Origin of the sequence: Corynebacterium nuruki S6-4 (genome assembly GCF_007970465.1) — a bacterium.
Taxonomy (GTDB): domain Bacteria; phylum Actinomycetota; class Actinomycetes; order Mycobacteriales; family Mycobacteriaceae; genus Corynebacterium; species Corynebacterium nuruki.
In genome coordinates this window covers 1,935,831-1,960,277 of the sequence record NZ_CP042429.1, presented here as the reverse complement: position 1 = coordinate 1,960,277, position 24,447 = coordinate 1,935,831, and the positions used below count along the sequence as shown (strand labels likewise).

General features: G+C 67.6%; 17 protein-coding genes. 11 read left to right on the top strand and 6 right to left on the bottom strand.

Annotated features, from left to right (window positions below; all coding sequences use genetic code 11):
• Window positions 1-249: 249 nt before the first annotated feature.
• Entirely contained in the window at window positions 250-3,813 is a 3,564-nt protein-coding gene (locus FSW06_RS08770; protein ID WP_010121415.1) for a proline dehydrogenase family protein, read from the bottom strand.
• A 135-nt stretch (window positions 3,814-3,948) separates the two neighbouring features.
• Between FSW06_RS08770 and FSW06_RS08765 the strand changes: the two genes are divergently transcribed.
• The 4 genes from FSW06_RS08765 (at window position 3,949) to FSW06_RS08750 (ending at window position 9,779) form a co-directional block, all read left to right on the top strand.
• Complete coding sequence (locus tag FSW06_RS08765; protein ID WP_010121414.1) at window positions 3,949-5,481, top strand: GntR family transcriptional regulator; 1,533 nt, start codon at window positions 3,949-3,951, stop codon at window positions 5,479-5,481.
• A 127-nt stretch (window positions 5,482-5,608) separates the two neighbouring features.
• Window positions 5,609-6,490, top strand: coding sequence for a LysR family transcriptional regulator (locus tag FSW06_RS08760; protein WP_010121413.1), 882 nt, complete (start codon window positions 5,609-5,611; stop codon window positions 6,488-6,490).
• A gap of 138 nt (window positions 6,491-6,628) precedes the next feature.
• Window positions 6,629-8,326, top strand: a complete 1,698-nt coding sequence (gene ctaD, locus FSW06_RS08755; RefSeq protein ID WP_029449841.1) for an aa3-type cytochrome oxidase subunit I — start codon at window positions 6,629-6,631, stop codon at window positions 8,324-8,326.
• A 202-nt stretch (window positions 8,327-8,528) separates the two neighbouring features.
• Window positions 8,529-9,779: an MFS transporter gene (locus FSW06_RS08750; RefSeq protein WP_010121410.1), complete on the top strand. Its 1,251-nt coding sequence runs from the start codon at window positions 8,529-8,531 to the stop codon at window positions 9,777-9,779.
• A gap of 88 nt (window positions 9,780-9,867) precedes the next feature.
• On the opposite strand, the gene FSW06_RS08745 is transcribed toward FSW06_RS08750, so the two are convergent.
• A complete protein-coding gene (locus FSW06_RS08745) occupies window positions 9,868-11,268 on the bottom strand; it encodes a lipase family protein (RefSeq protein WP_010121408.1) in 1,401 nt (466 codons plus the stop codon).
• 51 nt (window positions 11,269-11,319) lie between these two features.
• Between FSW06_RS08745 and FSW06_RS14525 the strand changes: the two genes are divergently transcribed.
• Window positions 11,320-11,577, top strand: a complete 258-nt coding sequence (locus FSW06_RS14525) for a hypothetical protein (RefSeq protein WP_010121406.1) — start codon at window positions 11,320-11,322, stop codon at window positions 11,575-11,577.
• A 313-nt stretch (window positions 11,578-11,890) separates the two neighbouring features.
• On the opposite strand, the gene FSW06_RS08735 is transcribed toward FSW06_RS14525, so the two are convergent.
• Window positions 11,891-12,631, bottom strand: coding sequence for a hypothetical protein (locus tag FSW06_RS08735; RefSeq protein WP_010121405.1), 741 nt, complete (start codon window positions 12,629-12,631; stop codon window positions 11,891-11,893).
• Window positions 12,632-12,806: 175 nt separating this feature from the next.
• Between FSW06_RS08735 and FSW06_RS08730 the strand changes: the two genes are divergently transcribed.
• The 4 genes from FSW06_RS08730 to FSW06_RS08715 all read left to right on the top strand — a co-directional run bounded on the left by FSW06_RS08730 (window position 12,807) and on the right by FSW06_RS08715 (window position 16,175).
• A complete protein-coding gene (locus FSW06_RS08730; RefSeq protein ID WP_010121403.1) occupies window positions 12,807-13,829 on the top strand; it encodes an alpha/beta hydrolase-fold protein in 1,023 nt (340 codons plus the stop codon).
• A 190-nt stretch (window positions 13,830-14,019) separates the two neighbouring features.
• Window positions 14,020-15,378 (top strand): MFS transporter, encoded by a 1,359-nt coding sequence (locus FSW06_RS08725; RefSeq protein WP_010121402.1) that lies wholly within the window; start codon window positions 14,020-14,022, stop codon window positions 15,376-15,378.
• A 198-nt stretch (window positions 15,379-15,576) separates the two neighbouring features.
• Window positions 15,577-15,891 carry a type II toxin-antitoxin system RelE/ParE family toxin gene (locus FSW06_RS08720; RefSeq protein WP_158005223.1) on the top strand — a complete coding sequence of 105 codons (315 nt, stop codon included), beginning with the start codon at window positions 15,577-15,579 and terminating at the stop codon, window positions 15,889-15,891.
• On the top strand, window positions 15,888-16,175 hold the full coding sequence (locus FSW06_RS08715; protein ID WP_010121397.1) for a helix-turn-helix domain-containing protein: 288 nt from the start codon (window positions 15,888-15,890) through the stop codon (window positions 16,173-16,175). Before FSW06_RS08720 ends, FSW06_RS08715 begins: the two co-directional genes overlap by 4 nt.
• A 3-nt stretch (window positions 16,176-16,178) precedes the next feature.
• Here FSW06_RS08715 and FSW06_RS08710 read toward each other — a convergent pair whose 3' ends face one another.
• Both FSW06_RS08710 and FSW06_RS08705 read right to left on the bottom strand, forming a co-directional pair.
• Window positions 16,179-16,499 (bottom strand): YbjQ family protein, encoded by a 321-nt coding sequence (locus FSW06_RS08710; RefSeq protein WP_029449828.1) that lies wholly within the window; start codon window positions 16,497-16,499, stop codon window positions 16,179-16,181.
• 223 nt (window positions 16,500-16,722) lie between these two features.
• Window positions 16,723-20,193 (bottom strand): hypothetical protein, encoded by a 3,471-nt coding sequence (locus tag FSW06_RS08705; protein WP_010121392.1) that lies wholly within the window; start codon window positions 20,191-20,193, stop codon window positions 16,723-16,725.
• A gap of 153 nt (window positions 20,194-20,346) precedes the next feature.
• Here FSW06_RS08705 and FSW06_RS08700 point away from each other — a divergent pair, with 153 nt between their 5' ends.
• Both FSW06_RS08700 and FSW06_RS08695 read left to right on the top strand, forming a co-directional pair.
• A complete protein-coding gene (locus FSW06_RS08700) occupies window positions 20,347-20,823 on the top strand; it encodes a very short patch repair endonuclease (protein WP_010121390.1) in 477 nt (158 codons plus the stop codon).
• 133 nt (window positions 20,824-20,956) lie between these two features.
• Window positions 20,957-22,936 (top strand): DNA cytosine methyltransferase, encoded by a 1,980-nt coding sequence (locus FSW06_RS08695; protein ID WP_238525985.1) that lies wholly within the window; start codon window positions 20,957-20,959, stop codon window positions 22,934-22,936.
• Between the two features lie 180 nt (window positions 22,937-23,116).
• On the opposite strand, the gene FSW06_RS08690 is transcribed toward FSW06_RS08695, so the two are convergent.
• Window positions 23,117-24,406: an ATP-binding protein gene (locus FSW06_RS08690; protein WP_010121387.1), complete on the bottom strand. Its 1,290-nt coding sequence runs from the start codon at window positions 24,404-24,406 to the stop codon at window positions 23,117-23,119.
• Window positions 24,407-24,447: the final 41 nt, after the last annotated feature.

Here is a 24,447-nt window from a genome sequence, read left to right as displayed (position 1 = left end):
ATGGGGGCGGATCAGTGGTTGCGGCTGGTGCAGATCCTGGTCGCGGCGGTGGGTATCGCCGCTGCGGTGGTGACGCTCCGGCAGAAGACGCGGGCGGACAACCGATCCGAATGGTGGCGGAGGTACACCTGGGCGACGGAGCAGTCGTTCGAGGAGACGGAGCATCAGCAGTCGGTGCAGAGTCGTCGGGGACGCGCGTCACGGGAGCGGCCCCGGTGGGGAACCGGGGAACCGGGGGGACCGGGGAACCTACCCCTTCAGCTCGGTGGCCAGCGCGTGGAACGCGGGGGCGGGGTTACCGAAGCGGTGCAGCGTCATCGCCAGCGCCTGCTCCTTCAGCCAGAACCGCAGCTCGACCCGGCCCGACGCGGTGACGTCGTCGTCGAGGAGTGCGACCTCGGGGCGTCCGGCGAGCTGCTCGTGGGTCGCGTCCGGCACGGAGCCGACGTAGCGGACCCGGGCGGAGGCGTCGTCGTCGAGGGCACCGAGGGCGAGCTGCGCGGCGAAGGTCGCGTCGTCGAGGGTGCTGACCGGGAAGCCCAGCCCACTGCCCGCGGCGAGCACCGCGGAGACGGTCTCGGACACGCCGGGATCGACGATGACCTGCACCGCTGCGTCCGCACGGTGGGCGGCGGCGAGCACCCGGGCGACCTCGCGGGGCACGGCGTCCGCACTGACGCGTAGCACGACCTGGGCCGGGCGGTACCGGAAGATGTTCGCCTCGGACTCCAGCCCGGTGAGGTCACGCGGGGTGCCGAACTCGGCGGACCAGGCGGCGGCGTCATCGACGGCGGCGGTGGTCAACCAGGCCAGGTCCTCGGCCGACAGGGCGTGCTCACCGTGGGACAGGGCGCCGAGGAAGGCGTCCACCTCGCCGGATCCGGTGGTCACGCCGATCTCGACGGGCTTGGTGACCGCGTCCGACCAGGAGCCCATGAGCATGACGTAGTTCGGGCCGCCGGCCTTCGACCCCAGGCCGACCGACGACTTCTTCCAGCCGCCGAAGGACTGCCGCTGCACGATCGCACCGGTGATCCCGCGGTTGACGTAGGCGTTGCCGACACGCACCTTGTCCACCCACTGCCGCACCTCGGCGGCGTCGAGGGAGTGGATGCCGCCGGTGAGGCCGAAATCGGTCTGGTTCTGCAGCTCGATGGCCTCCTCCAGGGTCTCCGCACGCATCAGGCCGAGCACCGGCCCGAAGACCTCGGTGAGGTGGAAGAAGGAGCCGGGCTTCACGTCCGCGCGGATGCCCGGGGACCACAGCCGGCCGGTGTTGTCGAGCGACTTCGGCTCCACCAGCCACTTCTCGCCGGGCTCCAGGGTGGTCAGCGCACGCTGCAGCTTGTCCGACGGCAGCTCGGTCAGCGGCCCCATCGTCGCCCGCAGGTTCGTCGGCCAGTCGACGATCATCGAGGACGCCGCGTCCACCAGCTGCCGCAGGAATCGCTCCGACTCGTAGACCGAGCCGACGAGGATCGCCAGGGAGGACGCCGAACATTTCTGCCCGGCGTGCCCGAACGCGGACTGGATGATGTCGGCGACCGCGAGGTCACGGTCGGCCGAGGGGGTGACGATGACGGCGTTCTTGCCGGAGGTCTCGCCGTTGATCTGCAGGCCGGGCCGCCACGAGCTGAACATGGCGGCGGTCTCCGAGGAGCCGGTGAGGATGACACGGTCGATGCCGGGGTGGCTGACCAGTGTCTTCCCGACCGGACGCTCGGCGGGGTACACGCCGCGCAGCAGGTCGCGCGGCACCCCGGCGTCCCACAGTGCCTCGAGGATCGCCATGGAGCAGTGCGGGGTGGGCTTCGACGGCTTGTGGATCACGCCGGCACCCGCGGCGAGGGCGGCGAAGGTGCCGCCGGCGGGGATGGCCAGCGGGAAGTTCCACGGCGGGGTGACGAGCACGACCCGGTCCGGGGTGAAGGTGGCGTTGCGGACTTCCGCCAGGGCTTCGGCACCGTGCGCGTAGTAGCGGGCGAAGTCGATGGCCTCGGAGATCTCCACGTCGGCCTGCTGGACCGACTTGCCGACCTCGGCGGCGGCGACGGAGATGAGGTGGCCGCGGCGGGACGCCAGGATGTCCGCGGCACGGTAGAGCACCGCGGCACGCTCGTGGGCGGGGCGGGCGGCCCAGTCGGACGCCGCGGCGGTGACCGAGGCGACCAGCGGGTCGATGTCGGCGTCCGTCACGGATTCGGGGGCGGCGAGACTGTCGAGGAAGCCGTCACCGGTCGAGCGGGTGATCGCCTCGGCGGCCCACGCCTGGTTGGCGGGCAGGGCCGGGTTGGTGTCCGGCTCGTTGGCGAAGGCGGGCAGCGGGGCGGCGATGTAGTCGTCGACCCCGGTCTCCGGCAGGGTCTCGGTGGAGCGGTCCTGCCGCTGGTTCGGTTCCGGGGCACTGTAGCCGTACTCGGCGAGCAGCACCTCCAGGTCGGCCAGTGAGGCGCGGAAGCGCTTCTCCTCGCGGCGGAAGATGTCGTTGCCCGGGGCGATGTCGAACACACCCGACATGAAGTTCACGTTCGCCGAGTTCTCCTCGAGCCGCCGCACCAGGTAGGACACGGCCACGTCGAATTCGGCGGGACGCACCGCCGGGACGTAGAGCAGCAGCTGGCCGACATCCTTGCTCACGGCCTCGGCCTGGTCGTTGGCCATGCCCTGCAGCATCTCGAACTCGACCCGGTCGGCCACGCCGCGCTGCACCGACAGGGTGTGGGCGAAGGCGATGTCGAACAGGTTGTGGCCGGCCACGCCCAGCCGCAGGCCGGCGAGGTTCTCCCGGTCGAAGGCCCAGTGCAGCACCCGCTTGTAGTTCGCGTCGGTGGCCTGCTTGGAGGCGCAGGTGACGTTGGGCCAGCCCTGCATCTCGGCGTGGACGGTCTCCATCGCCAGGTTCGCGCCCTTGACCAGGCGTACCTTGATGCCCGCGCCGCCGTCGGCCACGCGGGCGGCGCCGAAGGCGGAGAGTTCCTGCATCGCGCCGAGGGCGTCCGGCAGGTAGGCCTGCAGCACGATGCCGGCCTCGAGGTCCTTCGTCTCCGGCAGGCTGAGCAGCCGCTTGAAGACGTCGATGGTGAGCCGCAGGTCGCGGTACTCCTCCATGTCGAGGTTGATGAACTTGGAGCCCTGCGGCGCCTTCGCCGCCTCGATGTACAGCGGGGTGAGGCGCTCGACGATGTAGTCGACGGTCTCGTCGTAGCCCCACAGGTTGATCTGGGACGCCACGGAGGAGGCCTTGATCGACACGTAGTCGACATCGGGGCGGCTGACGAGGCGCCGGGTCTCGGCGAGGTGGTGGTCGGCCTCCTCCTCACCGAGTACGGCCTCGCCGAGCAGGTTGATGTTGAGCCGGTGGCCACCGGCGGTGAGCTCGGCGACGGCCTTGCCCAGCGGCCGGTCGTTGGCGTCGACGATCATGTGGCCGACCATGGAGCGGATCCGGTTCTTCGCCACGGGGATGACGATCTGCGGCAGGGTCGTGGCGAGGGTGGCGCCGGCCCGGATCTGGGCCCGGTCGAGCCAGGACAGGGTCTTCGGGGTGATCTCCCCGAGGTCGGCGAGGGCGGTGGCGGCGGCGTCCCGGTCCTCGGTCCGCACGACCCGGTCGACGAATCCGACGGTGAAGTCGAGGCCGTTCGGGTCGGAGAGTACGGCGGCGAGGCGCTTGGCCGCTCCGGTGTTCTTCGCGTGGGTGCTGTCGGCGCGGGCGGCGGTCAGCCAGGTGGTCACCTTGGCGGTGGCCTGGTCCGCCAGGGCGGCGAGATCGGTGGAGCTGATGTTGGTGGGGGATCCTGATGCTGTCGTCACGGGTGACCTCGCCTCTCTTCTGTCTTGACTGTGTTGTCGGCCAGTGTGGGGTCGGTTGTCGCGGATCGGGTAGCCGGCGGTGCGGAGTTCTGGTCATAATGAGTCAGAAAGATCCCGGCAGGAAGGTGGAGGCGCATGCCGACCGGTCACACACCGGAAACTCAGGCGGCCGGCGGTGCGGGCCGCGCCGGGGGAGCGGGCCAGTCCGGCCAGTCCGGCCAGTCCGGCCAGTCCGGCCGGGGCCGGCCGCGGATGCAGGAGCAGGCGGACGAGATCGTGGCCGGCGTCCTCGCCGGTGCCGGACCGCGGGTCGGCAGCCGGGAGTACTCCACCCGCCGGGTCGCCCTCATGACCGGCCTGAGTCAGCCGCTGGTCAGCCGGTCGATGCGGCGGATCCGCGGGGCGGCGGCGGGGGAGGAGGTGCCGGGGCACGGTGACCTGCGCATCACCGCCTTCGTCGTCGGGCACCCCCACATCACCGTCGAATTCGCCGCCGGGGGCGTGGACGTCCCCGGCGAGAAACGTGCCTTCGAGCGCCGCGCCACCTCACTGATGGCGGCCCTGTGGGTCTCCGGGGCGGCGGCGTGGGCGACGGAGGGGCCGGTCGGGGAGGGGGACGCGGCGGCCGGACAGAATCTGGCGGCCGAGGAGGTCCGGGTGGTGTGGGAGCCCGGTCAGCAGTCGTGGCAGAGCTTCCTCGACCAGGTCTCCCGGCTGCTCGGTTCCTGCGCACGCTCGGTCGACGCGATTCCCGGGGAACTGCTCGCGGCCCTGTCGGTCCGGGCCGGGCGGGGGCTGCACGGCCTCGACTGGCACCGTCGTCGGCGGCGCCGTGACAGGTACGGCGACAGGCCCGGTGACAGTCCGGAACGTTTCCGGGATGTTTCGCATCGCTCAGGAACTGACCGTAATTCTGACTCAGACCGTGCCCCGGTGACGACATTCCCCCCTCCCGCGGCGGTCCGCAACAGTGCACTGCAGGGACCGGGGCACAGTGTGATGTCCCCGGCGGAACAGGTCGCCGTCGCGCTGCGCAAGGAGATCATGGACGCCGGCTACCGGTCCGGGGACCGGCTGACGAGCACCCTGCTCGCCTCCCACCTCGGCATCACCCAGGCGACCGCCCGGGCGGCACTGCGCCGGCTCGCCGACGACGGCCTGCTGGATTCCCGGGGCGGTGTCTACTGGCTGCCGCAGGTGACCGGGGTGGACATCGTGGACCTCTACGCCGCGCGCCTGCAGGTCGGATCGCTGCTGCTGCGGGCCTGCGCAGGGCGTCCCCGGTACCGGATGCTGGGGGTGCAGACCGCACTGCGGCGGCTGGAGGCCGCGGGGGAGAGCGGGGACGTGCGGGAGGTCGACCAGGCGGACCTGTACTTCCAGCAGGAGGTGGCGGACGCCAGCGGTCTGGTGCAGTCCGCCCGCACCTTCCACGCCCTCACGCTGCGGCTGCAGATGTTCATCTCCGTGCTGCAGCTGGACTATTCACCGGCGGTGCGGCGCATCCTCGCCGATGACCGGCAGATCGTGGCCGCCCTGGTCAACGGTGATGCGGGCCGTGCGGTGTGGACGTGGCGGTCGAAGCTCGACAATGCGGTGCGGCACATGGCGGCGACGGCCGGGACCCGGTTCGACGTGCGGCTCTGGGAGCAGTTGACCGGCGGGTGAGGGACCGGGCGTGCGGCGGAATGCGAGACGGATGCGAGACGGTGCATAGCGGGAGCCATTCACTCCATCATCGACGGTTATACCCCCGTTCCGACGGTAGTGGTCAGCGCATTACCCTAGAAGCATCATGAATGGTCGCCTCACCCTTGAATCGCTGCGGTACGCGGACGCCGTCGCCGATGCCGGGTCCTTCAGTTCCGCCGCCCGTCGCTTCGGCGTCACCCAGCCGGCCCTGTCCTCGTCCATCGCGAAACTCGAGGACCACCTCGGCGGCCGGCTCTTCCTCCGCAACCCCCGCGGCACCTCCGCCACCGCCTTCGGCGACGCCGTCCTCCCGCGCATCCACCAGACCGTCACCGACGTCGACCGGATCGAATCGGAGGCGGAGGCGTTCGCCACCGCCGGCAAGGGCACGATCCGCATCGGCACCTCCCCGCAGATCGAGAAGGACCTGGTCACCCGGCTGCGCTCCACCATCTACGGTCCCGACCCGCTCAGCCCGGGGCGGGACGCCACCCTGCTGGAGACCGAACTCGACCAGCTGGAGGAGTACCTGCAGGTCGGCGTCCTCGACATGATCATCGTCCCCGCCCTCGGCCTGCTGCCGACCTACAGTCACCACCTGCTCAACGCCGATTTCCTCGTGCTCGTCGACGACGCCGGCGGCAGTGAGCCCATCCCCGTCGCGGATCTCGCCGACCGGGAGCTGATCCTGTCCCGCAACGGCTGCGGCATCACCCGCAGCGTGGAGAGCCTGTTCACCGAGGACGGCCTGACGGTGAAGCACTCCGAGGTGGAGGTCGCCAACTGCAGCACCCTGCTGAGCTGGGTGGACAAGGGGATGGGCTCGGTGGTGCTGCCGGAACGCAACGTCCCCGAGGGCGTCCCGGTGCGCCGGATCGTGCGCGCCGACGGCACCTACGCCGAGATGTTCAACGAGATGGTGTGGGATCCGGGTTCCGCCGATTCCCTGTACTTCGACGCCCTCGCCGCCCGGCTCGCCGACTGACTCGGCCGGTTCCTGCCCGTTCCTGTCTGTTCCTGCCCGTTCCTGCCGGACGCCGCCCCGCAGCCATAACTGTCACCGATCACCCCATAACAATCACGGTCCTACCAGCGCAGATCCGGCGGCCCTACCGTCAGGAGCATGACCGCAGTAGCTCCGAAGAGGCAGACAACTCTTCCCGCCCGACCCGCCCCGCACGGCGGACAGTCCCGTAAGGGCGGACATGCATGGGACATGATCGTCACGACCGACCACAAGAAGCTCGGCATCATGTACATCGTGATGGCCTTCTGTTTCTTCTTCCTGGGAGGTCTCATGGCACTGCTGATCCGGGTGGAGCTGTTCCACCCGGGTCTGCAGTTCCTCTCGAACGAGCAGTTCAACCAGCTGTTCACGATGCACGGCACCGTGATGCTCCTGCTCTACGGCACCCCCGTGATCTGGGGGTTCGCCAACTACGTCATGCCGCTGCAGATCGGCGCGCCTGACGTCGCCTTCCCCCGGCTCAACGCCTTCGGATTCTGGATCACGACCATGGGCGGCATCATCATGCTGTCCGGGTTCCTCACCCCGGGCGGTGCGGCTGACTTCGGCTGGACGATGTACATGCCGCTGGCGGACGCCATCCACTCGCCGGGCGTCGGCTCGAACCTGTGGATCGTCGGTGTGGGTCTGACCGGTGTGGGGACCATCGCCTCCGCGGTGAACCTCATGACCACGATCCTGTGCCTGCGGGCCCCGGGCATGACGATGTTCCGGATGCCGATCTTCACCTGGAACATCCTGGTCACCTCCCTCATCGCGCTGCTGATCTTCCCGATGCTGACCTCCGCCGCCCTCGGCGTCCTCTACGACCGGCTGCTCGGCGGGCACATCTTCGACCCGGCCAACGGCGGGGCGATCCTGTGGCAGCACCTGTTCTGGTTCTTCGGCCACCCCGAGGTCTACGTCCTGGCGCTGCCGTTCTTCGGCATCGTCTCGGAGATCTTCCCGGTCTTCAGTCGCAAGCCGATGTTCGGTTACGTCGGGCTGATCTTCGCCACCCTGTCGATCGCGGCCCTGTCGATGACGGTGTGGGCGCACCACATGTTCGCCACCGGTGCGGTGCTGCTGCCGTTCTTCTCCTTCATGACCTTCCTGATCTCGGTGCCGACCGGCATGAAGTTCTTCAACTGGCTCGGCACGATGTGGAAGGGCCGGATCACCTTCGAGTCGCCGATGAAGTTCGCGCTCGGGTTCTTCGCGACCTTCCTGTTCGGTGGTCTGACCGGCATCATGCTCGCCGCACCGGGGCTGGACTTCCACCTGACGGACACCTACTTCGTGGTCGCGCACTTCCACTACACGCTGTTCGGCACGGTGGTCTTCGCCTCCTACGCCGGCGTGTACTTCTGGTTCCCGAAGATGACCGGCCGGATGCTCAATGAGCGTCTCGCCACCTGGCACTTCTGGCTGACCTTCATCGGTTTCCACATGACCTTCCTGGTGCAGCACTGGCTGGGCAACATGGGTATGCCGCGCCGCTACGCCGACTACCTGGATTCCGACGGCTTCACCGCACTGAACCAGGTCTCCACGATCGGTGCCCTGGTCCTGGGCATTTCGGTCCTGCCGTTCATCTGGAACGTGTTCAGCTCCTGGCGCTACGGCGAGGTCGTGACCGTCGATGATCCGTGGGGTTACGGAAACTCCCTGGAGTGGGCCACCAGCTGCCCGCCGCCGGCGCACAACTTCGCCACCATGCCGAAGATCCGGTCGGAGCGTCCGGCCTTCGAACTGCACTACCCGCACATGGTGCAGACCATGCGGGAAGAGGCCCACGTGGGACGCCACTTCTAGGCGTCCTGTCCTTCCACCTGTTCTGTGACGGGGCTGCGTGAAAAACCGGTCCGGTCCGGGGGCACCGAGTGTGTCGGCGCCCCCGGACCGGACCGGTTTTTCACGGGTCATGTCCGAGCGGCAGCATCACGGCAGCGCCCCCGCCGCTGTGTCCCCTATACTGATTTTCATGACAAATGTAGTGACAGCGGATGAGCAGGGGATGACAGACACCGGACACGACATTCAGCGCCGCACCCTCGCCGTCCTCGCCGTCTCACAGGTCATCGGCACCGTCGGGGTGGGCATCGCCCCCTCCATCGGCATCCTGCTCGCCACCGAGGTCACCGACAGCGAGGTGTGGTCCGGACTCGCCCGCACCGCCAGCACCCTCGGCGCCGCCCTGCTCGGCATCCCGCTCGGCGCCACCGCCGCCCGGTGGGGACGCCGCACCGCCCTCGCCTCCGGCTGGTGGGTCTCCGCCGCCGGCGCCGCGGTCCTCGTCGCCGCCGCCCAGTGGTCCCTCGTCGTCCCGATGTTCCTCGGATTGCTGCTCATCGGTGCCGGCCAGGCCACCAGCCTGCAGTCCCGCTTCGCCGCCACCGACCGGGCACGGCCGGCGGACCGGGCCCGCGCCCTCTCCCTGGTCGTGTGGGTCGGCACGCTCGGCAACGTCCTCGGCCCGAACCTCGGCCTGCCCGGCCAGGCACTGCACCGCGCCACCGGACTGACGGTGTTCGCCGGTGCCTTCCTCATCGCCGCGGTCTGTCTCGCCCTGGCCGGACTCGTGATCTTCCTGTGGCTGCGTCCCGATCCGCTGGCCGGGCACACGGCGTCCGGACCCGTCGTGAAGGAGGCCGCCACCCGCCGCAGATTCCCGCGGGTCCGCCTGCTGCTGGCGGAGGTACGGACCAACCGGCGGGCCCGGGCCGCCGCCGGTGCGGTCGTCATCGCCCAGGTCGTCATGGTCGTCGTCATGACGATGACACCCGTCCACATGTCCCACCGTGGCGACTCGGTGACGCTCGTGGGCATCACGATCAGCCTGCACATCCTCGGCATGTACGCCCTGGCGCCGGTGGTCGGCCAGCTCACCGACCGGCGGGGGCCGCGTCCGGCCGTGGTGACGGGCGTGGTGGTGCTGGTGGCCTCACTCGTCGTCGCCGGGGTGGCGTCCGACAGCACCGCCGGGGTGGTGGTGGCCCTGTTCCTGCTGGGGCTCGGCTGGTCGTTCGTCAACGTGGCGGGCTCGGCGACATTCAGTCAGGCCCTCACCGAGGACCACCGCGCCACCGCCCAGGGCGGGCTGGACGCCTCCTCGAACCTCGTCAGCGCCGCCGGGGCCTTCGCCGCCGGACCGCTGATGGCGGTGAGCAGCTTCCCGGTGGTCTCCATTGTCGTCGCGGTGCTGCTCATCCCCGTCGCCGTCACCCTGCCGACCGCCGCCTGGACGCGCCCCCGCGCGGCGGAGTGACCGGTCATCTCCGCAGTTTCGCCGCCGCGGTCGGAGCGCCGGAGCGGGACAGGCTGTCGAGGATGTCGTCTGTTCTCTCTTGTCTTCTCTACAGTTCGTTGCCGGGCAGGATGTTGCCGCAGTTGTTCGTTACCGCGGCGCCGTCGAAGCGGCCCTGAAGCCACGGCAGCGCTTCGGCGATCCACGGCACCATCCCCATGGTGTGGCTGAGCAGCTGGTACTCGTGGTAGGTGATGTCGGCGCCGTCGTCGCAGTACTGCCGGGCGATCGACCGCACGTCGCCGGCGACCATGATGCCGTCACCCTGGCCCTGGGAACCGGTGTTCGGCGTCCCCTCCCAGAACCCGCCGGTGGCCTGGCCCATGAACATCGGCACCTGCGGCGTCCCGGAGTTGCCGAGGTTGATCTCGTCGATGACCTTCTTGACCTCGGGGGCGGATTCCGGCGTCGGGTACTCCGGCTTCGCCAGGTCACTCCAGTGCAGGCCCGGGTAGCGGGCGGCGGCCTCGACGATCGACAGATTCGACAGGTCCTGCAGGACCGTCACGCCGTAGTCGGTGAGGTACTGGTCGATGTCGATGCCGTAGGTGCGGGCGAGGGTGGTCAGGGCGAACCCGACCACGCCGGACCAGATGATCCCGTCGCCGGCGTAGGTCAGGTTGCTGACGGGGTTGACCAGCACACCGCCCTCGGTCACACCCACGGTGCGGTCGGTGAGCTCGGGGGCGTAGGAGGGCATGAGTGCGGCGGCCCAGCCACTGGCGATGGAGCCGCCGGAGTAGCCGAGGAAGCCGATGTGGTCCGTGTCGTTGACCGGGGAGGATGCGGCCGCGCCCGCGGCACGCAGTGAGTCGAGGGTGGCACGGCCGTAGACGGGTCCGGCGGCGAAGTTCGCGCCCGCGCCTTCGGTGTCGGCGAGGACGACGGGGTGGCCGGCGAGCAGGGCGGGGGCGAGGATCGTGGTCTCGGCGGTGGGGATGATGCCGCCGAGGGTCATGTTGCCGGCGATGATGCGCGACGGGTTGTCCTTCGGGTTCGCCGAGTCATAGGCGGACTGGTAGGCGACGACATTGCCGTCGCCCTTCCCGTCCGGCGGGGCGATGACGGAGGTGACGTTGGGTTCGATCTCGCCGCGGGCGTTGGTGGTGGTGTACAGGATCTGGACGGCGGTGAGCGGGATCTCGATGCCGGCGACGTGGTAGGGGACGGTGCGTTCCTTCAGCACCGTGCCGGGGGCGAGGGACTGCAGGTCGGTGCCCTCGGGGGCGGTGTAGAAGTCCTGGTCGTCGCCGAGGCTGTCGCGGTCGATGAGGGGGCGGACGTTGTCCCACATCCCGCCCAGCAGCTGCGTCTGCAGCGGGAGGGAGGAGCGGTCGACAGGGTCGGCGGTGGCGGTGGGGACCAGGCAGGACGCCGCGATGGCGGCGGCGGTCGAGGCGGACAGGGCGGTGAGGGTCGCTGAGCGGGTCAGCCTCCGGAGGATCGTCATGCGGAGATAGTATTACTTCACTAATTACATGTCCGGGATTCTGTGATTTCTGTGATTGCGGAGTTTGTGGCGTTTGTGGCGTTTGTGGCGTTTGCGGCGGCTCTGGTCGCGCTGATGCCGCCGGTGTTGCCGTCGCTGCTGTTGTCGTCGCCGCTGCAGGCACTGTCGGTGTCGCCGTCCGCCTTCTCGTCGTCGCTGCTGGAGGTGCCGCTGTTGCAGGCGCCCCCGTCGCCCCGCCCCGCCCCTGCCTTCACTTCCGGTCAGCTGCCTTCACTCCGTGTCGGTGATCAGGGCTGCGTGCGACCGTAACTGATGGCACGTGACCCGAACTGAAGGCGTCCGGGTCCCGGGCCCCTGCCGGCAGCGCAACTGTCACAGCGGCAGGCCAAAACGGCGCCGAAGACGGGTCAGAGCACCGTTTTGGCCTGCCACACGAACACCTGGCCTGCCGACCGAACACCTGGCCTGCCGACCGAACACCTGGCCTGCCGGCAGCGCGGGCGACGCCACACAGCTGCGCTGCCGCCGCCCGGTGAACGCCGGATACTGCACTCGGCAGCACCGCTGCCGGGGTCCGGACGGTGCTGGGGGAGTAAGTATCCGCCGTTCACCCGGTGCCGGGCTATGCCGCGACGAGGATGCGGGGGCGGGTCGTCACCGGGAAGGTGTCCTCGGTGGGGAACCAGGGCCGGTCGTCGACGGTGAGGATGACCGCGCCGTCGATGTCCCCGTAGGCCGCGATGATCCGCCGGTCCGGGTCGCCGAAACCGTGCGGGAGCCGGTCACCGTAGTGCGCGGCCAGGGCATCCCCGGCGGCGCGGACATCCGGCACACCCAGGCCGACTTCGACGACGCCCAGCAGCTGTGGGCCGGCACCGGCAGCACCGGCAGCACCGGTAGCACCGGTGGGGACGCCGACGTCGGCGGGCCGGTGTTCGTGCTCGACAAGTTCGAGGACGGAGTTCTCCGGCCCGGTGAGGTACACCGACCGCATAGCGAACGGGCCGCCGGGCCGGTCGACGATGTCGGTACCGAAGGCGGCGGCGTAGTCGTCGACGGTGCCGGTGGGGATGGCGAAGGCGATGTGGTGGCCGCGCTTCACCTCTGGCTCGGCAGCTCCTGCAGTTCCCGCCGGCCCGGCAGCGCCACCGGCGGCAGCGCCACCGCCATCACCGGCGCCACCGGCATCACCGGCATCAGCGGCACTATCGGCGGAGGGCATGTACCGGAAGCGCAGGGTGGACCAGCCGACGACGACGGCGTCCGGCATGACGGGGTGCGGTGGCAGTCCCAGTTCCCGGGCCATCCATGAGGTCCATCCGGACGGGTCATCCACCGGAAGATCGATCTGACGGAACTTCATGGCGCCCGAGGGTAGCTGAGTGTGACGCAGCGGCGCCCGACACTGTGACAGATGGTGCCGTGTGGTAACAACTGGGGCCGGTGAGTCGAACGCCCGCTGTCAGTTCGGCACCGGGACCCGGATTTTCTCGCGTTCCCGGTCACCGGCTTGCTAGCGTCGCGCCCGGAGGTTTCCCATGTCACAACACATCACCCGTACCGGTCGCGCCTACGTCGGCCGCCACCGTCGGCCGAGCGCACACCGCGCCCGCGCCGTCGGAATCGTCAGCGCGGCGGGCATCGCGGCGTCCCTCGCCGTCGCCCCGAGCGCCCTCGCCGACGAACCCGCCCCCGGCCCGCCGCCCGGCTGCGCCCCCTTCGCGGACACTGGCGCGCTGAACTGCGCCGTGTACTCGCCGTCGATGGACCGTGACATCCAGGTCGTCGTCCGGCCGTCGCTGACCCCCGGCAACCCGAAGGTCGCCCAGTTCATCGATGGCGCGGACTCCGGGGACGTCAACGGCTGGGTCACCGCCGGCGGCGCGCTGCCCGCCCTCGCCAACGAGGACGCCACGCTCGTCTTCCCCGCCATGGACCCCTTCACCTGGGTCCAGGACTGGGCCGGTGACCGCGGCAAGCAGTTCGAGACCTTCATGACCGCCGAACTGCCCCAGTACCTGCAGGACGCCTTCGGCGTGCCGAACGGCGGGCGCGGCACCACCGGAGTCACCGGTCTGAGCTCCGGCGCGTACGGGGCGATGAACCTCGCGGCCAAGCACAACGACATCTACAGCTCCGTGTACGCCCTGTCCGGGCTCTACGATCCGGGCATGCCGGTGCAGCGCGTGGTCACCGACGGCACCGCCATGGCGAACAACAACATGGAAGGTGTCCCGTGGGCCGATGAAGGGCAGCGGGCGGCGAACAATCCGACGCTCAACATCGACAACCTCACCATGCCGGTGCTGGTCAGCGCCTCGTCCGGAATCCCGAACTTCGCCGGGGACATGGGACCGGACCCCATCGCCACCGTGGTGAAGGGCGGGCCCTACGAGGCCGGGTCGCTGGTGATGACCGGGGAGTTCCAGGCGCGGGCACTGCTCGCCGGCCGGACGAACATCCAGTTCAAGTACGACCTCATCGGCGCGCACGCCTGGGACACCTGGCACCGGGCCGCCTTCGACCAGGGCAACATGTACCAGTTCATGGCGAACATCTGACCGGGGTCTAAGGTGGGGGTACGTGAGTACCCCCGAGCCGTCGTCCGACCAGCCAGATCACCCCGAACAACCTGAGCGCTCTGCTGCTGTGCCTGCCGCGTCTGCCGCGGGCAGCGCCCCTGTCGCTCCTGCCGCACCGCCGCGCCTGGACGTCCCTGCAGCCGTCCGGCTCGGCCTCGGCACCGGGGTGATGCTGCAGGCACTGAACTCCTCGATGATCGCCGTGGCGATCGTCTCCATCGGCAGCCACTTCGGGGCGGGCTCCGAGGTCTCGTGGGTTCTCTCCGCGTTCTACATCGCCACCGCCATCGTCTCGCCGATGGCCGGGGTGCTCGGTGTGGTCTTCGGTGCGCGCCGGGTGTACGTCGCCGGCCTGGGTATCGTGCTCGTCGGGTCGGTGCTGGGGGCACTGGCCCCGACCCTCGGCGTCCTCGTCGCAGGACGCCTGCTCATCGGTATCGGTGTGGCCGCCCAGATGCCGAACGCCATGACCGTCGTCCGCGTGCTGGCCCGCCGGCACCGGTACCGCACCACCTCGGCGATCTCCACCCTGACGGTCTGCGGCCAGTCGATGAGTGCGGTGGGGCCGACCCTCGGCGGCCTGCTCGTCGGGGTGGCGGGCTGGCAGTCCACCCTGTGGATCAACGTCCTGCTCGTCGCCGTGTCCGGGGCATGGGTGCTGCTCAAGGTGCCGCACATCGAGGGGGAGGGACGCCCCGAGATGGGCCTGGTCCGCCGGCTCGACCTCGTCGGCGCGCTGCTGTTCGGCGCCTCGGTCACCGCCCTGATGGTCTTCCTGCTGTCGCTCACCGGTGAGCCGCGGTGGTGGACGGTGCCGGTCATCCTCGTCGTCGGCGCGGTGTGGGTCTGGTGGGAGATGCAGCGCGCGTCGGTGCCGTTCATCGACCTGCGGGCGGTCGCGGCGAACCGGCAGCTGGCGAACACCCTGGGCCGCACCGTGGTCACCTACGCGGCCTTCTACTGCCTGTACTACGGGCTGCCGCAGTGGTTCGAGCAGGCGGCGGGGTTCACGGCGATGCAGTCCGGCCTGCTGATGTTCCCGATGGCGCTGATCTCGGTGGGGTCGACGGTCGTCGCCTCCCGCATGCTGACGATCCGGGGACCGCGGCTGACGCTGGCTGTCGGCGGGGCGTTCCTGCTGGCGACCGGGCTGCTCATCGCCCTGGTGGAGGACAGCGGGACGCCGGTGTGGGTGCTCGTGCTCGTGGCGCTGGTCGCGGGTGTGCCGAACGGGTTCAACAACATCGGCAACCAGGCGCTGATCAACACGGTGACCTCGGTGGAGAAGGTCGGTACCGCGACGGGGATCTACAAGACGGTGCAGTACATCGCGGCGAACCTGTCCGCGGTGATCGTGGCACTGTGCATGAGCATCGGGTTCGGCGGTGGCGGGGCATCGGCCGGGTCGGACGCCGTGGCGACCGATTCCGGCCTGCACCTCATCGGCTGGGTGATCGCGGCGCTCGGTGCGGTGATGTGCCTGGGTCTGGTCTTCGCGAAGAAGATGCCGCCGAAGGTGCGGGCGTAGGGGACGCCGTGGACTCCGGGGTGCGGGGCCTGCAGGGGTGCGGGACCTGACAGGGTGCGTGCAGGGGTTCGGGCGAGGTTCAGGGGGTACCCGGGGTCGGTGTCGGCCAGCTACCGTGGGTGGATGTGAGGGGACCGCAGGGTTATATCGATTCTGATATATTTGGGGGTATGGATGGACGTGTGGTGGTTGACCGCAGTGCTGGATGAGTTCCGGAGGTTGCCGCAAGGTGCGCAGCAGCGGCTGGGTTATCAGTTGTCGAAGGTCCAGCAGGGTGAGGACCCGGACGACTGGAAGCCGATGAAGGCCATCGGCGACGGTTGTCGTGAAATCAGGATTCATTTCGACGACGGGATAGCGCGGAGCCTGTACGTCTACCTCGGGAAAGATCCCCGGTATGTGGTTCCGCTCGCAGCGTTCGTCAAGAAGACCGGGAAGACGCCATCCGGCATCGTGAAGACGGCCGGGCGACGGTTGGCCCAGGTCAAACAGCAGATGGAGGAGTACAGATGAGTGACGAGCCGATCATCACCCGGGACGTCTGGGAAGCCCTCGCAGACACCCCTGAAGAAGCGGAGAACCTCCGTGTCCGCTCGATGCTGATGATGGAGATCACCGCGACCATCACGCGCAACGGCTGGTCGCAGCGCCACGCGGCCACAGAGCTGGGACTCACCCAACCACGGACATCCGATCTCGTGAACGGGAAACTGGACAAGTTCTCGCTGGATGCACTGGTGAATATCGGGGCGAAGCTCGGTCTCCATCTTCACCTTGCGCCGGGGCTCAGTGCGTGACGGTCAGTTCTTGAAGCGCACCGCGGTGCCGGTGGCACAGACCATCATCATGCCGCCCTGGCCGAGGTTCTCGTAGGACATGTCCACGCCGATCACGCCTTCGACGCCGAGCTCGATGGCGCGTTGCACCATCTCGCCGAGTGCGGCTTCCCGGGCGTTGATGACCTCGCCCTCGTAGCCGGCGCTGCGTCCACCGACGATGTTGCGGATGCCGGCGCCGATGTCCTTGAACATGTTGATGCCCACGACGGTCTCGCCGGAGACGACGCGGATGTACTCGGCGACCTCGTGGCCGTCGACGGTGCTGGTGGTGGTGACGATCATGCCGGACATGGCGGGCTCCTCGGTGCCGGGGTGTGACGGAATGTCTCTACCGGCGAGTCTAGGGCGTGGCGGAGGGGAGTGGGGGCAGTGATGAGAGAACGTGCTGGTCGATGTCGGTGAAGGAGTCTGTCCCTGCTCACCGACGGAACTGGTCCGCGGAGGTCTCGACGAGCGCGTTCCAGCGGGCGGCTTGTTGAAACATCCGGTGTGTGCGGCCCGCCCGTCAGCGCTTTCCGGTCAGACCTCGCGCATCGAGCAGTGCCATGAACAGGGAGTTGCTCCGGTGTGTTCTCCGGAACGTCGTCAAAGCATTGTCGAACTCCTCGGCCCGCTTGACCTGGTCGGCGACATCCCGGGCAGTGGACAGGATCCCGACGGCGGTCTTCAGGCCGTCGGCGCCGACAGATTCGTCGGACTCTGCCGCGAGTTCCGCATCCTGGAACGCAATGTCGACGATCCTGTCGGGCAGGTTCCCGCCGATGGTGGTACGGATGAATTCCCGGAGGTCCTCGGTGTCTGCAGCCCACTCCCGCTCGTAAAGGCCACGACTCTCCATGACGGCCAGAGCCTCGTCGAATTTCCGGGCCCGGAGTCTGAGGCGGACCAGGATCTCCACCTCGTCCAGGGTGAGTTCATCGGTGTTGTCCAGTTGGAACAGTATTCGGTCCCGTTCCTGGAGCACCGCGGACACTCCTGACATCCGCCTGGCGTCCTCGAGATCGACGTAGGAGTCCCAGCACGGATTCTCCCGGAACTGGCGCCGGGCGATCTTCGCGGCGCCCTGCTTTCTGCCGCACTTTTCCAGTATCTGCAGGGCATCGTGCAGCGGCATCTGGTACGGGGTCATGGTGGTCACGTTCGCTGGCAGATCCTTGAGCAGGATCTGCAGGACTTCCAGGGCTTTCGCATGGTCACTGTGACCTTCCAGCAGAACCACCGCGGTTGCGAGCTCCGGGGGATCGGCCTCCAGCAGTGACGCGACACGCTCCTGCACGGTGCCGAAGGCTTCGGCCGTGAGCCGGTACAACTGTTGGAACCGCGTGTCGCCGGTGACTGCGGCTGCACCGTCCCCGGATTCTGCGGACAGTTCGTTCCGCCAGCTGCCGAGCAGGGACCGAAGTACATGGACCCCGGGCTTTCTGAGATGGTCCTCTGCCACCAGGAACGGCAGTGAGTCTCCGGAATTTCCCTGACGGAAGAGCGCAGCGACCAGCGCGGCGAGGGACCTTCGGTCGTCCTCGGGCACATCGGACGCGGTGAACAGTGTCGGCAGTGCCTGCAACGCCGACCGCCGGAGTTCAGAAGTGGGTTTCTGACTGAGGACCATATCGATGACGCGGAACAGGTCGTTCCGGGATCCGTCGTCCGGGTTCCCTGCAACATGCTCTGTGACCTTGCCGAGGACCGGCAGCATGTCGAGGTCATTGGAAACGGCGTCGTCGACAGACTTCCGGACCTCCGGGGCCCCTGGGTTCTGAGGGCCGGCGATGCCGGTGATGACATCCCGGACAGCCTGCCGACTGTCCCCGCCGTTCTTCTGGATTGTTGCAGTGAACTGCGCCAGGGCGTGCCCGTCGGACGCGTACCGCGCGAAGAAAGCCTCGACAGGGTTGGCGCCGAGTCGGTCGAAGAGCTCCTCCGCCGACGGGCCCTCTTCGCCGAGAGCATCATGGAGGTGCCGGAACGCGGGGAACAGGTGACTGCAGGAGGCGTGCTCCGCGAATTCCTCACAGTCGCAGAAGGACGCGGTGAGCGGGAACCGTGGATCGACGTGGACGGTGTGGACGTACGGGTCTCCGGGGGTGTTCCTGACCTCGGTCACCGCGAACGGTGCCGACCAGGACGGCCGGGTGACATGCGGGGAACTGCAGTTGTCAGGGCTTCCGTGGACGGCCCCGAGAGCCTTCTCAACGTAGAAGAGCCAGCCCCGGGGGAGTGGGCCCCGGTCAGCGATGGTGCCTCCGGAAAAGTCAGAATCCTCAGAAGTGTCGGAGACAGGCGGAACCGGGGATCGCGCCGGGTCGGGCCCCGTCTCGGTCACCTTCGACTCCATGGCAGGCTGCGCCGCGGCGCCCGACGGGGAATCGTCGGTATCAGCGAGCTCATCGTCCTCGTCAGCGATGTTATCGATATCCTCGAAGACCTCCGGATCGGTGATCACAAGTGCTGTGGAGGCAGGGGCAGGTTCCGGAGCCTGCTCTGTGACTACTTCCCCGATGGTTTCCCCTTCGTGCTTCTCCTGGGTCTTCCATGCGCTGCTCTGCACACAGAAGCGAACATCGCCCCGGAGCCAGGTACCGATCTCGGGGATCATGTCGACCGTTTCCGGTACCGCGACCGTGACCGTGACACCGACATCCACGGTCACCCGGTACCACTCCAGCCCTGTCAGCTCATTGAGCTGGGGCTCATTGGCGATGACGCGACCGCTGATCCAGACGAGGCCCCGAGCGTCCTGACCCCGGATGGTCTTCCGGAGGACGGACCCGGTTGTTTCCGAGACCCGGACATCGACGGCCAGCGCACCGGCCCCGGTGTGCTGGCCGGGTGTCAGGTGCTCGGTGGTCCCGGATGCCGACCAGTAGTCGTCACTGTCTGCGGGCAGTCCGGTGACGGAGGCCTCCCCGGAGTAGATATCCAGGGTGGTGTCCCCGTGGGACGGCCCGGCAGTCACCTCCAGCCGGTCGGCGGAGTCCCCGCTGATCAGCGGGATCGTTCGGAAGCCCCCGGCCTTCTCGTCGACCAGCATAAGCACGGCACCGGAGGGGTCCTCGTACCGGTGGATTTCGGCGGTGTCCCCGTGAACGTCCCCGAAGATGCGGTGCAGCTGGCTTGAGCCGCGTACCTCGGAGATCAGGGCGTCGGGGGAACCGGCGGCGAACCCCAGCGCGAGCAGCTTCCTCTCGTTGAGGGAGGTGGTGAGGTCCACTGCCGGTGCTGGCACGCTTGACTCTGTGTTCCCGTCCGAAATCTGTTCCGCCCAGGTTTCCTCGACAGAGTCGATGCTCTCGACCGGGTTGACGGTCACCTCCGTCTCGGTCGAACCAGCCACGGTCACGCTCATCACGGCGTCGCAGACGAGGTAGTCACCGATCGCGATCTTTCCGACAGTCACCGGCACTGCGACCGTCACCGGGACAGCTGACTCGACAAGGACCTGGTACCAGGTGCCACTCGTCAGCTTGTTGGTCTTCAGTGCCCACGCCACGACTGTTCCGGCCAGGTGGCATTCCGTTGTCGTCGGGGACGGCTTGAGGACAGCGGGCAGTCCGTTCCTCCCCGCTCGGCGCTTCCTTCGCAGATTGATGACATGCATCCGCTCGATGTTCGCATTCACGGCAGTGGCGCCGATCTCCAGTTCCGTAATCCGGGATGCGGCCGGGTCTGCGAGAGACCAGTCGCCGACTGCGGCATTGAACTCAACCGGATCCGCGTTGGCGGGCGTCAACCGTACCTTCGCGACGGTGTCGCTCTCCTGGGTCAGTCGACCCGGGACGGTCTCCTTGGAACGGACCAGCACTGTGTCCGCCCGGACATGGGCGTCCGCTGCCGGCAGGACTACCCGGATCCCCGAGGGATCGTCGAACACCGCCGTGACCCCGGGGTTCAGTGATACCTGATTGATCACCTTGGTCTCCACCTCATTGAAGGTCCGGGGGCCGAAGCCGAGGGTGGAAAGCTGGGGGTTTGACATGCGGACCTCAGGAGATGCGTTGACCGTTGAAAACGATCTCAGTTTAGCCACGGCGGTCCGACGGTCCCCGCAGTCCCACGGGTAACGGAGGACAGGCTGAGTTTCTCGGATCCGCTCTTCGGGCCGCGGCATCACCCGGGTACTGTCCGGGGCATGACGGGCAGCGGGAAGGACAGCGCCGCGGGTGGCCCGGATCGGCAGATTGCCCGGACCGTCACCCCGCTCAACGAGCATGTCCGTGACGAGATGCGGAAGATGCCGAGCCGGAACACGAAACCCGAACTGTCACTGCGGAAGGAACTGTACCGACGGGGGATGCGGTACCGGGTCAACTACAGGGACCTTCCGGGACGACCGGACATTGCTCTCACCCGGGCGAAGATTGCCGTCTTTGTCGACGGTTGTTTCTGGCACGCCTGCCCGGTCCACGGCAGTCTGCCGAAGAACAACAGGGGGTGGTGGAAGGCGAAGTTGGACCGGAACGTGGAGCGGGACCGGGAGAAGGATGCAGCCCTCATCGATCTCGGGTGGATCCCTCTTCACTACTGGGAGCATGACGACATCGAGGAGGTCGCCGATGAGATCCAGTGGGTGAGGGACTCAGTGCTGGGCTCTGACTCCAGCGCATAAATATGAACGTATGTTCTTTTCCTGGGAGCGGGTCTGCAGTACGGGCCCCGCGACCTGGTCCTTTGCCGAGGTGCCTTTCTGACCTGCGTTTCCCCGTTTCTTCCACGGGCGACCGCCGCCTACACTTTCACGGGTGACTGGAGTTCTGGAAGACAGCGACAAGACGAGGAGCGGGGACCGCTACGCGGTCTCCCAGATCCGTGGCCCGTTTCTCAAGCTGCCGAAACACCTTGACCACTGCTCCACCCGCGAAGAGTTGAAGGCGTACTGCAGCAAACGGAGGGCGACCGGTCAGGTGCTCGCAGCCGACCTGTTCTCCGGTGCCGGAGGGATCTCCCTCGGTCTCGAGGAAGCGGGTTTCGAGGTCGTGCTCGGCGTCGACCACTACACGGAGGCGGTGAAGACCCATGCCCACCACTTTGCCGGAATGTCGGTTGACTGGGACCTTTCCACGGAGGATTCGATCATCGGTGTCGCTGACCTCATGAAGGACTGCGGGATCCAGATCCTCGCAGGTGGTCCCCCTTGCCAACCGTTCTCCAAGGCCGGCCGGAACGGCATCCGGAAACTGGTCGAGGAGGGACGGCGGGAGCCGAAGGACGCCCGACGTGAACTGTGGCGTTCCTACATCGAGATCGTCGAACGAGCCCGCCCGCAGGCGATCATCATGGAGAACGTCCCCGACATGGCGTTGGACGCCGAGATGTTCATCTTCCGCTCCCTGGTGGAGGAACTGGAGCAGATCGGGTACTCGGTCTACGCGAAGGTCATCGAGACCTGGCGGTACGGCGTACCGCAGCACCGTCAGCGGCTCATCGTCGTGGCCTTCCGCGACGGTCTGGAGTTCGAGTGGCCGGCGGACTACCCGGAGAAGGTGTCGCTCTGGAACGCTATCGGGGATCTCCCGGAGGTGGAGGGTGGCTGGCGCCCGGTAGGAGGTGCTGACGGCTGGGCCGAATACGATGAACCGCTCACCGAGTTCCAGCGGTACATCCGCCGGCGTGTGCGTCCCGAGGACGCACACAAGGTCTTCGACCACATCACGCGGCCTGTCCGTGAGGATGACCGGGAGATCTTCGAGATGATGGACTCATCGACGAAGTACTCCGACCTGCCGGAACATCTCCGCAGGTACCGCGCGGACATCTACGACGACAAGTACAAGCGACTGGACGAGAACGATCTGTCCCGCACCATCACCGCGCACATCGCCAAGGACGGTTACGGGTTCATCCACCCGCGGCAGCCCCGGACGCTGACCGTGCGTGAAGCCGCACGTATCCAGACCTTCCCCGACGACTTCCGCTTCAACGGTCCGCCCAGCGCCGCATTCAAACAGATCGGCAATGCGGTTCCTCCGCGTGCGGCAGGTGCCATCGCGAAGAGGATGGTCGAGGCCATCGAGCGGAACGAGCCCAAGAAGCGGTCGTCCAAGGTCATCTCCACCTCGCTCGGCAGATGGTTCCGTGACCGTGCCAAAAATCAGAGGGTGCTGCCGTGGCTGTGGACGGACGACCGGTGGAGGGCCGCGGTCGGTGAAATCGTCCTGTCCAGGATGAAGAAATCCCTGGTGGACCAGCTGTGGCCCGTCATCAACGCGATGCCGTCCGGTACCGCCGATGATCCGTCGGTGGCCGATGCGACGGTGGCGGTCCTGACCGACATGCTCGAAGGGATCGGCCAGCGGAACCGGGCGAAGAAGCTCCGTGAGTTCCACGAGCAGACCAGTGCCGCGCCGGAAGCGTTCTGGGCACTGAGCATCGACCGGTCCGTCGTCAAGGCGGTCGGCAAGGCTGACGCCGAGATGATCGACCTTATCGCCCCCTGGCGCTCGGGCGGTGAGAAGTCGGAGGAACCGGTGCTGACCACCCGCGGTGTCCTGCGGGTGACCTCCCGGTTCCAGTCGATCTCCATGGAGCGTCGGAACCAGCTCACGGATGGTCGGATCGCCGTGGCGCGGATGCTCGGGATGGGTATATCCTCCCGTGAGGCGCACCTGGCACTCATCGAGGTGGCTCAGGCACACTGCCGGATCAAGAACCCGGTCTGCAGTGGGTGCCCGTTGTTCGGTACCTGCGACCGGTTCGCGGTCGAACAGGACGAGATCGGTTGAGTGGAGGGGTTAATACCTCTCAGTCCAGCGTCCGGAAGGCGTCGCGGCTCCGGACCACTGCGGGAAATGCGTATTCGGCAGGAATTCCGCTCAAGAGGACTCTTTCCCGCACTGACGATTAGTCAGTGGTGATTTCCCCGAAGGCTCTTGACCCATCGTCTCCTGAATTCCTGTACATGGTCAGAGTCCCAGTTGCCTGGCCAGGTCCGGGGAATTCTTCTTTATGATCTTCGACATCTCCAGGAAGGCGTCGTAGTGACCCGACTGGGCAGCGGCGGACTTCAGGGCCAGACCGACCTCTGCACCGTTGGAGATCGAGATTGAATCGGCAGCGCGATCTCCTAGTTCGAGCTGTTCGCCACTGCCGCGGTTCTGGTCACGGCGGTACCGGGCACCGGCCTGGGCGCAGACATCGGCGATGGACCGGGCCAGCATCTTCTTGAGCTGGTGGGGCATGGTGACGCGCATCTTCGCGACATTGATGTTGAACTCGTCGTCGAGATCGGTGTCGAAGTCCAGGGACACGCGGGCGAGCTTGATGTGCTCGTCGATGGTGCGGATGCCGTCCCAGCCGCCCCACTGGACCAGACGGTTGGCACGGTAGATGTACAGGCCCTGCTGTCGGTTCCATTTCCGCGGCCCGGCGGCGCGCTCGAAGGCGTCGTGGGAGGAGAACTGGGAGCGTGCGGGGAGACAGTACGCCCGGACCTTCACCTTGCCGAGCTGCCCGGTTGAGGTGGGGAGGTCGAGGACATCGTTGCTGACCAGCTCGGTCTTCTCCTCGTCGGTCACGAACGGGTCCCAGGGAGAGATTTCTTCACCGTTGACACGGATCGTCACCGGATCGGCACCGTCGCCGGCGAGGAAACGGTGGAACACCATTTCCAGGTGCTGCTGCAGCCGGTCGGCGATCCTCAGGAACTTCTGGCGGGCCCAGCTGCTCTCGGGATTTTTGGCGGGGAGCAGACGGTCCAGCTTCTCCCAGACCACGACGGTCCCGGTCGGGCTCCTGAACAGGGAGCGGACCCGTTCCTCCAGATCCTTGTCATCCGGGTAGGTGACCATCCAGTCATCGACGGTCTCGATGAAGTCGAGGTCGAGGGACAGTGCGTCGAGGTGACCGTCCGCCGGATCCCTGGAATAGACGACAACACGTCGGCACTGGGACAGTGACGCGGTCTTCAGACCGAGACCGTACCGGCCCAGCTCTCCCTGCTCATAGCCACGTTTGGTACCGAACCGGAGAGCCTCGGTGAGGCCTTCGGTATCCATGCCGCGACCATTGTCGATGATGAAGACGCGCGAATCACTGCCGTTGTAGTTGACGACGACATCGACGTCGGTGGCACCAGCTGCGATGCTGTTGTCGATCAGGTCGGCGACGGCGGACTCGAAGCTGTAACCGATGTCACGCAGGGAGCTGGTAAGGCGCTTTGCGGACGGTGCGACCTTGATTCCGGACGACTTCATGTTCTTCTTTCTGCTGCAGCACCCTGCCGGACGACAGTGCT